This is a genomic window from Synechocystis sp. FACHB-908, assembly GCF_014698595.1.
Lineage (GTDB): Bacteria > Cyanobacteriota > Cyanobacteriia > Cyanobacteriales > Microcystaceae > Synechocystis.
The window spans coordinates 129,523-142,151 of record NZ_JACJTH010000037.1; the positions used below are offsets into that span (position 1 = coordinate 129,523).

At 49.1% G+C, this 12,629-nt stretch carries 15 protein-coding genes and 1 tRNA gene; 9 read left to right on the top strand and 7 right to left on the bottom strand.

Annotated features, from left to right (window positions below; genetic code table 11):
- Positions 1-3: 3 nt before the first annotated feature.
- The 7 genes from H6G46_RS14000 to H6G46_RS14030 all read left to right on the top strand — a co-directional run bounded on the left by H6G46_RS14000 (position 4) and on the right by H6G46_RS14030 (position 3,748).
- Complete coding sequence (locus tag H6G46_RS14000; protein ID WP_041428170.1) at positions 4-291, top strand: hypothetical protein; 288 nt, start codon at positions 4-6, stop codon at positions 289-291.
- Positions 292-338: 47 nt separating this feature from the next.
- Positions 339-551 carry a chlorophyll a/b-binding protein gene (locus tag H6G46_RS14005; protein ID WP_010872099.1) on the top strand — a complete coding sequence of 71 codons (213 nt, stop codon included), beginning with the start codon at positions 339-341 and terminating at the stop codon, positions 549-551.
- A gap of 108 nt (positions 552-659) precedes the next feature.
- A complete protein-coding gene (locus H6G46_RS14010; RefSeq protein ID WP_020861571.1) occupies positions 660-911 on the top strand; it encodes a hypothetical protein in 252 nt (83 codons plus the stop codon).
- Between the two features lie 263 nt (positions 912-1,174).
- Positions 1,175-1,846, top strand: coding sequence for a sigma-70 family RNA polymerase sigma factor (locus H6G46_RS14015; RefSeq protein WP_010872101.1), 672 nt, complete (start codon positions 1,175-1,177; stop codon positions 1,844-1,846).
- 182 nt (positions 1,847-2,028) lie between these two features.
- Positions 2,029-2,571, top strand: a complete 543-nt coding sequence (locus H6G46_RS14020) for an anti-sigma factor (RefSeq protein WP_020861572.1) — start codon at positions 2,029-2,031, stop codon at positions 2,569-2,571.
- Between the two features lie 23 nt (positions 2,572-2,594).
- Entirely contained in the window at positions 2,595-3,593 is a 999-nt protein-coding gene (locus H6G46_RS14025) for a permease (RefSeq protein WP_010872103.1), read from the top strand.
- A 74-nt stretch (positions 3,594-3,667) separates the two neighbouring features.
- A tRNA-Leu gene (locus H6G46_RS14030) sits at positions 3,668-3,748 on the top strand.
- A 114-nt stretch (positions 3,749-3,862) separates the two neighbouring features.
- Here H6G46_RS14030 and H6G46_RS14035 read toward each other — a convergent pair.
- The 7 genes from H6G46_RS14035 to surE all read right to left on the bottom strand — a co-directional run bounded on the left by H6G46_RS14035 (position 3,863) and on the right by surE (position 11,584).
- Complete coding sequence (locus H6G46_RS14035; protein ID WP_010872104.1) at positions 3,863-5,104, bottom strand: glycosyltransferase family 4 protein; 1,242 nt, start codon at positions 5,102-5,104, stop codon at positions 3,863-3,865.
- A gap of 6 nt (positions 5,105-5,110) precedes the next feature.
- Complete coding sequence (locus tag H6G46_RS14040) at positions 5,111-5,317, bottom strand: twin-arginine translocase TatA/TatE family subunit (RefSeq protein ID WP_041425941.1); 207 nt, start codon at positions 5,315-5,317, stop codon at positions 5,111-5,113.
- Between the two features lie 125 nt (positions 5,318-5,442).
- On the bottom strand, positions 5,443-6,876 hold the full coding sequence (locus tag H6G46_RS14045) for a YdiU family protein (protein WP_010872106.1): 1,434 nt from the start codon (positions 6,874-6,876) through the stop codon (positions 5,443-5,445).
- Between the two features lie 211 nt (positions 6,877-7,087).
- Positions 7,088-8,974: an ATP-dependent zinc metalloprotease FtsH4 gene (gene ftsH4 / locus H6G46_RS14050; protein ID WP_010872107.1), complete on the bottom strand. Its 1,887-nt coding sequence runs from the start codon at positions 8,972-8,974 to the stop codon at positions 7,088-7,090.
- 131 nt (positions 8,975-9,105) lie between these two features.
- Positions 9,106-10,143, bottom strand: a complete 1,038-nt coding sequence (gene hypE, locus H6G46_RS14055) for a hydrogenase expression/formation protein HypE (RefSeq protein WP_010872108.1) — start codon at positions 10,141-10,143, stop codon at positions 9,106-9,108.
- Positions 10,144-10,191: 48 nt separating this feature from the next.
- Entirely contained in the window at positions 10,192-10,854 is a 663-nt protein-coding gene (locus H6G46_RS14060; protein WP_010872109.1) for a Uma2 family endonuclease, read from the bottom strand.
- A 52-nt stretch (positions 10,855-10,906) separates the two neighbouring features.
- Entirely contained in the window at positions 10,907-11,584 is a 678-nt protein-coding gene (surE, locus tag H6G46_RS14065; protein WP_010872110.1) for a 5'/3'-nucleotidase SurE, read from the bottom strand.
- A gap of 129 nt (positions 11,585-11,713) precedes the next feature.
- Between surE and def the strand changes: the two genes are divergently transcribed.
- Entirely contained in the window at positions 11,714-12,277 is a 564-nt protein-coding gene (gene def / locus H6G46_RS14070; RefSeq protein ID WP_010872111.1) for a peptide deformylase, read from the top strand.
- Between the two features lie 115 nt (positions 12,278-12,392).
- Positions 12,393-12,590 (top strand): hypothetical protein, encoded by a 198-nt coding sequence (locus H6G46_RS14075; RefSeq protein WP_010872112.1) that lies wholly within the window; start codon positions 12,393-12,395, stop codon positions 12,588-12,590.
- Positions 12,591-12,629: the final 39 nt, after the last annotated feature.

A 12,629-nucleotide genomic window follows, 5' to 3' on the forward strand; every position in this document is an offset into this window, starting at 1 on the left:
GAAATGGGACGCACTTCTGGTCAGTTTATAGCAAAAATGCTGGGGAAAGGAAGACAACTAGGGAAAAAGAACAGGACATCAAATGGTCATTCCCCAGACCCTGGCGTCTTTGCCAGAGTAATCTCCCTGGCGCGGATGTTACACAAATGTAACGAAAAATATTTTCCCTCTCAGAATTTAGGCAAAGTGCCCAAACCCATCCTAGGCAAGCAATTCGTCCACCAACAAAAAGCTCTTTTGGTCAACAGACTTGACAAAAATCTTAACAATACGTTACATTTATTTACATAAGGTTACAAAATAAAAACCTCAAATACCCAATCAAGGAGATCAACACTATGACTAGCCGCGGATTTCGCCTCGACCAAGACAACCGTCTCAACAACTTCGCCATTGAACCCCCTGTGTACGTTGACAGCAGTGTTCAAGCCGGTTGGACTGAATACGCCGAAAAAATGAATGGTCGTTTTGCCATGATTGGCTTTGTTTCTCTCTTGGCAATGGAAGTAATTACTGGCCACGGCATTGTGGGTTGGTTGCTCTCTCTCTAATTGGCTGGGTGCATAACCAAGCAATCTACTGAACCAGGGCCTAGCTCCATGAACTACCAAAGGACTGCCCTTGGCACCGTGAAAATCGAACAAATAAGAGGTAAAACTATGAACGCCGACACTGATATTTATCAAAACAAAGATCTATTTGCCCCCGTTGTCTTCCGCAAAGACTTCAACCAATTTGCCCCCATCAACGGGAACCAAGCCTGGTCTTTATTTTTCACCGCCGGGCAAGAAGATAAGCAACTGGGCAACAGCCCTGAATTCGGTCGCTTTTTCACCAATACTCTCTTCGCCATTGGGGCTGCCACTTTCATCTGGGGTTACTTCTTCAGCCGTTGGGCTGACTTTCTCTAAAGCCTTGGTTTACCGTAAGCAGAGCCAAGCCACGGTACCACTTGCCATAGCACCACTGACACCCTTGGTACCGGGTGTTATTTTTTTTGCAATATGATCATGTTCTGTCGAAGTTTTGTCGAAATTTAGGGATAAAAAACGGGGAAAGTGGAGAGAAAAGTCGTTGTGCCTAGGCAAAAGTTTTAATTTTTTTAGCAAACACCTGTGATTCTAGAAACTCTTACGGTATCCTTACGTCAACTAGCCTATGTGAGGAGTCAGCCGTGTTGGGTAAATCCATGAATCAAGCCGTCAATACCAACTGGGCGATCGAGAGTGGCGGAGGCAAACTAAGTGCCCTGCCCCCGGAGTCGTTAACCAATGTTGACCTGATTTTGCTCTGTCAGCAAAAGACCCGTCCCGATAGTACCGCTTTTAATGAGTTGCTCCGGCGTTACCAGTCCCATGTGGATAAAATTCTTTATCACTTGGCCCCCGACTGGCAGGACCGGGCGGACTTGGCCCAGGAGGTTTGGATTCGGGTTTACCGTAACATCCATCGCTTAAACGAACCGGTCAAATTTAAGGGTTGGCTCAGCCGCATTGCCACTAACCTCTTCTACGACGAGTTACGCAAGCGCAAACGGGTTAGTCATCCCATTTCCCTTGACGCTCCCCGGCGCATGGATGACGGCGAAATTGACTGGGACATTGAATCTGATTACCCCAGTCCCGATGAAACTTTATCCACTGCTGAATTTTATGAATGTTTGCGTTCGGCCATTAAGGACCTACCTGAAGCTTTCCGCACCACCATTATCCTGCGGGAAATTGACGGTTTAGCCTACGAAGAAATTGCCGAAATCACCGGGGTTTCCCTCGGGACGGTTAAATCTCGCATTGCCCGGGCCCGGGCGAAGTTGCAAACTTTTTTACAGCCCTATTTGGCTTCCTAAGCCCACCCTAAACATTGAATCCTAGCTTCCGCCACCAGCAATGGTTTTTATTATTGGTGTTAGTCCCATCACCCTTGGTCTAGGGAGTGTCCAACTTTGTGAGGAGTGAATCGGCCAGAGTTAATAACAAACAGCTAATTCACTATTACTTGTCGGTGGAGATTCCCCCGAAGAGGTTTACTATGAATTCAAAATTTGACTTTGATTGTCCACGGCAGCCTTGGGATGGAGCTGAACCTGGAAATGAGGATTTATTGTTTGATGAAAAATTTGAGCTGTTGAGTGCTTACATTGACGGGGAGGTTACCCCCCAAGAGAAGAAACAGGTACAAGGCTGGATTGATAGCGACCCAGAGTTTAAGCAGACCTATCTGGGGTTGATTCGTTTGCAAAACGCTTTGCCCCAAGTGCCAGTGCCGCCGGCTATTGACGCCGATGTGTTGGCCCAGAGGGTATTTGCCAAACTAGAGCAGGAAAATCGTTGGCGTGGTATTTGGTTCTGGGGTAGTGTGACTGCCGCCGCTGTGGTGGTGGCCGCCTACTCTAGTATTCTGGGTAAACCCTTGGTTCCTTCTCTGAATCAGGCTAATTTGGACCCGGCGATCGTAGCCATGGATGAAGATCCTTTGATGGTTGCCATCCACGAGCCGATGTTTGAAGTGTTAACCAAAGTGGACCCTGGCCATGGGCCCGAAAATGAGGGAGCGGAACAAGGGCTGCATTAATTTGATTGTTGCTTTGCCCCTGGATGATTAATTTGGTTGAATTTAATCTGTTTTTAGATTTACTTGGTAGTGCCCTGTTGCTATCTCTGCCGTGGCTCCTGTTGGGAATTATCATTTCTAGTACTTTCCTAATTTGGACCGATGAGCAGAAATGGGTGGCTAATTTCCCCCGCAATCGTTTGCTCAGTAGTTTGGTGGGAAGCGCCCTCGGTTTTCTGCTGCCTCTGGGGGCTTTTGGTAGTGTGCCCTTAGTGAGGCGTTTACTTTTACAGGGAGCTCCCATTCCTTTGGCTGTTAGTTTTTTAGTGGCAGCACCCACCTTGAATATTTTTGCCATTGTCAGGGTCTTATCTTCCCGTCAATCTCAGTACGGTCTAATTTTTCTTTGTATTTCTTGCAGTTGGTTGATGGCGATCGTGATGGGGTTAGTTTTTAGTACCTATCGACTGGCCCGTCAACAGGCAGAGGACGAGGGGGAAACGGCCCTGTTAAACATTCCCCTATTACGGTCAGGGGCTTTGATTATACTCCAATCTTCGATGGAGGCGTCCCCAAGGCAGGGAGGGTTGGTTTTTGCCAGTGGAGTTAATCCTGTGGCAGATTTTTCCTGGCGGCAAAAGTTACATCTTTTTGGTCGTAACATCATTGAGGAATTTCAGGAATTTGGTGGGGTGCTAGTCATCGGGACGGCGATCGCCTGTGGCATTGTCTTTTTCCTTCCCCAGGCGTGGTTACTACAATGGGCTGGATTGGGGCCGGTACGGCAAACTGTACTAATGATGGGTTGGTCGTTCATTTTACCCCTGGGAAATTTTAGTAACCCAGATTTATTGGCACCCCTGGGGGAACAACTCTGGCGAGGGTCCATGGTTGCTTTTTTATTATGGGGAAGTTTGTTTAATTTACAGACCATTGGACTCTGGTTAGTAACCCTGAGACTGCGGCCCTTGAGCTACTTAGTGGTGTTAGTGGGCTTATCAGTCTTTCTTTTTGCCATGGTGACTAATTACTACTTAAGTTAGGCTCCATTATGGAAAAAATTTGTCCCCTGGTGGTGCTTAATTGGGGCGATCGCCGTGATATTATTACAGGTAACGCGGATGTGGCGGAATTGGTATACGCGCACGTTTGAGGGGCGTGTGGCTTTGCCTTGCGAGTTCGAGTCTCGCCATCCGCATTTTTGCCAATAACTAGAGTGCAACAGAAATGACCCCGCCTTTTCGCAAAATTGGCGGGGTTTTTCGCAGAACTATTCAGTTCACAAACAAAAACAACACAATTTCCCCGCTCGTTAATGCTGGGGAGAAACCAGATTCTCTAGCCACTGTAATTGTTGGGGTAGGCAGATGGTCTGTAGGTCATATTTAGCCTGGACTAGGCGGCGGGCGTTGATTCCTAGCCTTTGTCTCTCCTCTTTGTCTTCTAATAACTGGCAGATAGTTGTGGCGATGGCTGAGTAGTCGAAGAAGTCCACTAACCGTCCCGTTTCGCCATCGGTGATCACCTCCCGCACTGGGGCTGTATTACTAGCGGCGATCGCACAGCCACAGGCCATGGATTCCAGTAAGCTCCAGGACAGCACAAAGGGATAACTGAGGTAAACGTGGACAGTGGAGATTTGTAGCAGATTAATGAAATAGTTGTAGGGAATGGTGCCGAGAAAATACAGACGACTTAACTGTTCTGGCGTTAGTTTTGGTTTAACCTCGTCGAGAAAAATGTCCCGCCAAGGGCGATCGCCTGGGGGCTTGGCTCCATAACTCACCCCATTGCCGCCCACAATTAAAACCTTGGCATGGGGACGATTAGTGAGAATTTCCGGCAGGGAACGCATAAAACTGTGGTAGCCCCGGTAGGGTTCCAGGTTGCGATTGACAAAGGTAATGATCTCGTCGCTGCGGTTGAGGGTGATTTGATTATTAAAAGTTAAGTTGGCATCGGCGTTGGGACGCAGAATATCGGTGTCAATGCCGTCGTGGACAACTGTCAGCTTGGAGCGGAAAGGTTCGGGAAAGGAATCCGCTTGCCATTGGGTAGGCGCCAGGCCACCGTCGGCAATGTCAAAATGGAGATAATGGTTGATATTTTTCCAGCGAATGCGACAGACCTCTGTTTCGTCAACGTTGGCAAATTCCGGATCAAAGGTGGTGTCATAGCCGGACGCATGGTAGAAAAATTCGCAGTAAATGCCCAATTTCGTTTCTGGCCACACATCTTTGACAAATAAACTTTCGCCCCAACCAGGGTTAGCAATAACAACGTCGGGATTAAATCCTTGGGCTTTTAACTTTCGGGCTTGATGAAAAACGGATTCTGCCCGGATGGTTTTAGTTTCAAAGTCCACCAACCAAGGGTGAATGTTTGGGGTACTGCCCCGATTGGGAAAATAGTTGATCAACTTTACCCCTTGCCATTGGGGAGATGCATTTTTTTGCATGATCATGGCCACCACCTGATGCCCTTGGGCTACCAAAGCAGGGGCGAGGTGTTTAAATTGCCCAGGAAAATTTTGGTGAAGAAAGAGAACGTTCATTATTGCTTATTTTTTGCCGGCCGCAGGATCGTTCTCCCCTAGTTCTACATCCACTACTTCAGTGCTATCCACATCTTGGGTTTGTAACTCTTCTTTGAAACCGCGCAGGGTTTTGCCCAACGCTCCCCCCAATTCTGGAATTCTCTTGGGACCAAAAATGATGATTACTACCCCTAAAATCAGCAGAATTTCTGGCCAACCTAATCCAAACATTTTTTGCTCCTGGAGGGTCACAACGTCCTCCCATCATACTCTGAAGGTTTACCCAAATTGAGTTTGAGTTGTTTTGAGTAAACTGTTCGAGGCTATGGCCCCAGGGACCCAGGGCATGGAGAAAATTAATTCCCGCTTTGTAGTTTCTGCACCAAATCGTTAAATGGTTGCCAATTATCATCTTCGGCGATCGCCTGCCAAACGGTTTCAATGCGGGGCCGGAGTAGATCGGTAAGGGGGTTGGCTTGCTCAAGCACAGTGGGCACTGCCGCCAAGGATTCCGGAGGCAATTGCTTTAACACCTGTTGGTATATCGATCGCCAAGTTGACCAATCTGCCCCTAGTAAATCGACATTTTCCAAAATCAAATCGGCATTGTCTCGCCAACTAGGGCTGAAATTAAGCCGCAATTGGGCAAAAAAGTCCGGGTAACTCCATTGGCTTTGGGCTAAACATTGCAGGGTCTGACCCACTAATTTTTCCCATAACTCCGGGTCTAGGCGATCGCCAAGGGTGGAGGAAATACCAAGGCGGCGGGCTATTAAGGTGATGTAGTAGCCTAAATAAATTTTTTCGTAGTCTTCCAATGCCTCTGTCATCGCTTTGCTGGGAATGACGGAACTTAGGGATACTTGTAGGCGTTCCAAATTCCAGCGACAGACAGCGGGTTGATTACCAAAGCGGTAGCGACCACCATAGTCAAAATAGGCGGCAATAAAATTTAAATCGTAGGTGGGCACAAAACCATAGGGGCCGTAATCAAAGCTTTCCCCGGTGATGGACATATTGTCCGTGTTTAAAACCCCATGGCAAAATCCCGCCGCCATCCATTGGGCCACCAACTTGGCCACCCGCTCCACCAAAACTCGGAAAAAAGCAATATGGGCTGAATCATCGGAGTTGGAGCCAGAAACCTCTGGATAGTAGGTTACAATTACGTGATCCAGTAGTTGTGCAATCTGTTCCGTTTGGTGATGGTAATGGAGTCGCTCAAAAGTACCAAAACGAATGTGGGAACGGCTAAAGCGGATCATTACCGACGCCCTAGTAGGGGAAGGCTCATCCCCCCGCCACAAGGAATCCCCCGTTTCCACTAAACTCAGACAACGAGAAGTTTTTACCCCCAAACGATGCAACGCCTCAGCGGCCAACACTTCCCTTACCCCACCTTTGAGGGTTAGGCGGCCATCACCGCCCCGGGAATAGGGAGTCTGGCCAGAGCCTTTGGTGCCAAAATCGAATAATTCCCCGTTTACTCCCCGCACTTGGCCGTAGAGAAAACCCCGACCGTCACCCAAATTAGGATTATATTCACCGAATTGGTAACCGTGGTAACGCAGAGCTAAAAATGGCCTTACCCCATGGAATAAACCGAAAGCTTCAACGAAATTATCATCCTTAACCTGACTTGGCTCCAGACCCAACATGGGCAACAGGCGATCGTTACGGAATCTCAGTTTATGCTCAGGAAAAGTCGCTGCTGACACTGGGTCAAAAAATTCATTGCCCAAGGATTCTAAAGCAGGTTCGTAGGTCAAATTCAGAAAGGGATTAGTCACAAAAAACTCAGATTATAAAAACAATATGCCCTGGTCCGGAAGCGTTAATTACAGAGGGAATGCTAGAACTGTCTAGGTTAGTTGCTTATTCTATTCCCACTCAAAAGCCGCCATGGATAACGTGCCATGGCCGGAGCTTTAGCGGGGAGATTTAGGGAACAAACTGGAACTTTGCAAACAGGTTTTTAAAGGGAGCAAAAAAGCAAGTTCCTTATACCACTAGGGTGCCAGGAGCTTGAACCTGGCCCAATAGGTGATGTAGTTCTTCCCCTTCAATGACCTCTTTTTCAAGAATTTTTTCGGCGATCGCCTCTAGTAAATCTCGATTGTGCTCCAGAATTGCCAAAGCTTGGTTATGGCCCTGCTCAACGATTTCTTTGACCTCTAGGTCAATTTCTTTGGCAGTGTCGTCACTGACCATGCGCCGGGGATTACCCATGCCCTGCCCCAGAAAGTTATTTTGCTGACCTTTATCGTAGGCGAGGGGGCCCAAAACCTTACTCATGCCATAGGTGGTGACCATCTGTTCTGCTAAGTCCGTGGCCCGTTGTAAATCATTGGCCGCGCCAGTGGTGATGCTGTCAAAAACAATTTCTTCGGCGGCCCTTCCCCCCAGCAGAGTGGCAATTTGGTCCCGTAGCTCAGACTCGTTTAACAAAAAGCGGTCTTCTGTGGGCATCTGTAGGGTATAACCCAGGGCGGCCATCCCCCGGGGCACAATGGAAATTTTCGCCACCTGACCACCGCCGGGCATCACTGCTCCCACTAGTGCGTGGCCCACTTCATGGTAGGCAACAATTTTTTTCTCCTTATCCGACAGCACCCGACTTTTCTTCTCCAAGCCAGCCACCACCCGTTCGATCGCCTCGCGGAAATCGGCTTCGGTAACGCTATCTTGCTTATTCCTAGCGGCTAGCAGTGCCGCTTCGTTGACTAAGTTAGCCAAGTCAGCCCCGGCAAAACCAGGGGTACGGGTGGCAATATTTTTTAATTCCACCTCTTTGTCCAATTTAATTTTCTTGGCATAAATTTCTAAAATTTTCAGCCTGCCCGCCAAATCTGGCCGGTCCACCAATACCTGGCGATCGAAACGGCCAGGACGCAGTAAAGCTGGATCCAAGGTTTCCGGGCGGTTAGTGGCCGCCAATACAATCACCGTTGCCCCCGCCGCACTGAACCCATCCATTTCCGTCAGCAGTTGGTTGAGGGTTTGTTCTCGCTCATCGTTACCACCCATAAAAGCGCCGCTGGCCCGGGATTTACCAATGGCATCCAATTCGTCAATGAAGACAATGCAAGGGGCTTGTTTTTTGGCTTGCTCAAATAAATCCCGCACCCTGGCGGCCCCTGCGCCCACAAATAACTCCACAAATTCAGAACCAGAAATGATGAAAAATGGCACCCCTGCTTCCCCCGCCGCCGCTTTAGCCAGTAGGGTTTTGCCTGTGCCGGGAGGCCCGACTAGCAATACGCCTTTAGGAATTTTTGCTCCCAGGGCGGTGTAACGTTGGGGAAATTTGAGAAAATCCACCACTTCGCTCAATTCCGTTTTGGCTTCTTCCACCCCGGCCACGTCGTCAAAGGTGACTTTAGTGGAGTCCCCTTCCACATAAACTTTCGCTTTACTTTTAGTGAAGGCCAAAGCCCCACCGGGAGCACCGTTATTATTGCGGTTCAAGAAAAATGACCAAATACCAACAAAAATCAGCGGAGGGATAACCCAACTCAAAAGGGTGCCAAACCAAGAATTTTTCGCTGGGGGAGCGGCCGCAAACTCAATGCCCTTGGCCTCCAAGCGCTTGGGTAACTCCAGATCAAAAATGGGAGTAGTTCTTAAAATTTGCCCCTCGGCGGCTTTTTCTTTCCCCTCATCCTCTGCTTCCGGTTTGAGTTGATAGCGAATCTCGTTTTGTCCTACGTAAACGCTGGCTACCTTGTCCCCTTCCACCTGGTCAATGAAAAGACTGTAGGGCACCTGGGGCGGTTGGGAGCGAAATAATGCCGGGGCAAGCAAGTTCACTAACAGATAAATGGTGGAGCCCCACAGCAGGACGCTAGCAAGGCGACGTTGCCATTGGGGTTGGGGTTTGATGGCCATGGGTTGGGAGAAGAGTAACTGAACAAGAAAAATCTGGCGATCGGGTTGATCGGCCTTTCCCCATCATATCCCTAAGGCAAGGCGATATTTTTGGGCTATGGTTTTCAGTCTAGGGCTTGGGGATTGGAGTCCTAACAAATACGGGGTAATTGCTCCCCACTGATCATGTCTAGCAACCGGGGGGCACCAATGGAACTTTCCAAACTGACTAACCCCAAGGTTTGTGCACTTTTGCCTGTTACTGTACCGATCGCCGTAGCTTGGGGATGGAAAGTTTGCAAAATTTCCACGGTCTTCTGTTCTGCTTCCGGGGGCACAATGGCCAGGAATCTTCCCTCATTGGCCACATAGAGGGGGTCAAAACCCAACAGTTCACAGGCGGCTTGTACTTCGGCCTCCACCGGGATTAACGTTTCTCGTAAAGCCATGGTTACCCCGGAAGTTTGGGCAATTTCATTAACCGCACTGGCTAATCCCCCCCTGGTTAAATCCCGCAGACAATGGATTGGGATCCCTGCCGACAATAATGCCTGCACTTCTCTGTGAACCGGGGCCGAATCACTTTCAATGGTGGTTTCAAATTCTAATCCTTGGCGCACTGCCATAATGGCCATGCCATGACGTCCCAAATCACCGCTCAAAATTAGGCGATCGCCTACCTGTACCTGATTGGGATGGATAGTTTGTTGATGGTCGAGGGAACCAATGCCGCTGGTGTTGATGAAAATGCCGTCTCCCTTACCCCGGTCCACCACTTTGGTATCACCGGTAAGAATTTCCACCCCACAGTTTTGGGCCGCTTGCCCTAGGGATTGGGCCACCCGCCAGAGGGTCTCCATGGGCAATCCTTCTTCGAGGATAAAACCAACGCTGATATAGCGAGGGGTTGCGCCGGCCATGGCTAGGTCATTAACGGTGCCGTGGACTGCCAAAGAACCAATATCGCCCCCAGGAAAAAAGAGGGGATTGATCACATAGGAGTCGGTGGTGAAAGCTAAAGAACTTTGGTTGGCAGTAAAAACCGCCGCATCATGACTACCCGTTTCAGAAGCGCCAAAGGCCGGTAAAAAAATTTGCTTAAGTAATTGTTGGCTCAACTTACCGCCGCCGCCGTGGGCTAACAGTACCTGGGGATAACGATCAAGGGGAACGGGACAGACTAAGTTCACTGGCAGCTAATCTCTTTGTTGCAGGATGTAACAGTTACGGCCAAGAACTTAAATTTCCTCAGGATCAACGCCTAATTCCTTCAGCTTGGCCGCTAGGCGATCGGCCCTTTGTTGTTCTTCGTTAGCCCGTTGCTTTTCTTTGACCATTTCTCGATCAAGCTCCACCGTGGTAAGAAACTTGCGTCCGTCAGGATAATAAATCTGCAGGGTATCGGGAGTGAGGAAAAAGCGAATGCCCAGGAGGGGGCTAGTCCAATCTTCTATGGTCTCAATCACCTCTAATCCGTTCTCTCCCCGCTGCAGTCCGGTTAATTCGTTGTCATCGGGGTCATAAACGTAATACTCATTCACCCCGTAGCGTTCATAAAACTGTAATTTGCGAATCATTTCCTTAGCACGATTGCCGGGAGAGAGGATTTCAAAGACCACCTGGGGAGCAATATTGTCTTCCTCCCATTGGCGGTAGGAACCGCGTTTCCCCTTGGGCCGCCCTAGGGCCACCATGGCATCGGGAGCTACACGGATTTCAGGATGCCCTTCCACGGGATACCAGAGTAGGTCCCCGGCTACGAAAACATTGTCGTCCTGGGCAAAAAGACACTCCAGATTTTCCTTGAGTAAAACAATCCACTGGAATTGTTCAGTATTATCTGCCATGGGTTGACCGTCGCTGTCGGGGTAGATAATAGTGCGATGGGGGGCGATAACCATTTGCTTTGCTTAAGTTTCCTAAAATGGGCAACTTTGCTTATATCTTATCGGCTTAAACTCTCAACTGAGTGATGGCAATGTTGCCGGAAAAACAAACGTCAATGTCGGAGCCGGGTTGCCGTGGTCGCTGGCTATATTCCCCCCGATAAAAGAAATTCGATCCTTCTATGGTGAATGCCACGGGCAGAGGATCCCGACTGGGTTCACAAAAAATAACCTCCGGTTCCGGGTCGCCACTTTGCCAATGGGGTAAGTTAACGTTCCAAAAATGTTGGGGGGGTAAATCCTGTTGCCAAAGGGTATTGAAGACAGCATTGGCCCAATGGGAAGCCCAGGCCCAGTTAATGGTGCGGGGTTTGTTAATCCAGTGGGAAATGGCGATCGCCTTATGGCCAAGGATAGCCGCCTCCCGTACCGCCGCCACTGTGCCAGATAGGTAGGAATCAATGCCCATATTGCCCCCCGCATTGATGCCGGCAATAACCCAATCCACTTCTGGATAAAAATGAACTACTCCCAACCGGGTACAGTCCGCCGGAGTGCCGTCCACTGCGTAACGATTTTTGCCTCTTTGTTCCACGGCGATCGCCTGGTCAGTGGTCACCTTATGGCCACAGCCGGAATGTTGATTTTTGGGAGCCACCCACACCCCCCTTTTACCAAGGGCTTCATAGAGAGCTTCAATACCAGGGGCATCAATGCCATCGTCATTGGTGAGCAAAAAATTCATAGGATGTGTAACTAGTCAAACGGGCAACGGTAAGCAAACCTTTTAAACCATAGCGAAAATTGTCCAGGCCGTGATTTTGTTAAGATGTAGTCCAAGACCCCATTGTTGAGATAGGCCCGTAGAACGTCCATGACTGCCACCATCCTCGTTGAAAAGCAAAAAGTTGATCGTCCCCCTTTAGAACTTCATTACCTAGGGGACAAGGTGCTCCGACAACCGGCCAAGCGCATTGCCAAGGTGGATGACAGCATTCGCAAATTGGCCAAGGAGATGTTGCAGACTATGTACAGTGCCAATGGTATCGGGTTGGCTGCTCCCCAGGTGGGTATTAACAAACAACTTTTGGTGGTGGATTGTGAACAGGATAAGCCCGATGAACCGCCTTTGATTATGATTAATCCCCAAATTACCCGCACTAGCGAAGAACTTTGTGTGGTGGAAGAGGGTTGTCTGAGTGTGCCCAATGTTTACATGGATGTGACCCGGCCCCGGGCGATCGAAGTGACCTACAAAGATGAGCATGGCCGGCCCCAAAAACGCCTTTTTGCTGAGCTAACCGCCAGGGTAATTCAACATGAAATGGACCATCTGAATGGGGTTATGTTTGTGGACCGGGTGGATAATCCTTTAGCCTTAGCAGAATCTTTGAAGAAAGAAGGTTTTTCTATGCAGGCGGTTAAGCCCGTCGCTTGAGTCTTAGTTAGCAGGCCATCTGAAAAAAGTCTTCACTTCCCTGGCTCAACCCTAGCCCCCGCTTAACGGTAAACTGAACTGTTGTCCGTTCCATTGTTCCGGAGGCTATTTTTCTGTGACCCCTAAAAGTGGTATTCTTCTGCTCCTTTCCTGTGTGTCGGCGATCGCCGCCGTGGGCTGCGTATTTGAACTGTCATCGGGGCAACCGGAATTGGGCAGTACGACCACCACGGCCATTTTGTTGGGCAGTATTCCCCTGACAGCCCTTTTCTTTTGGATTGCGGTGCAGGATACCAGGGCCAACATGAAGTAGATAGTTTATTAGTATTTAATATCATTTCATTTCAATTTT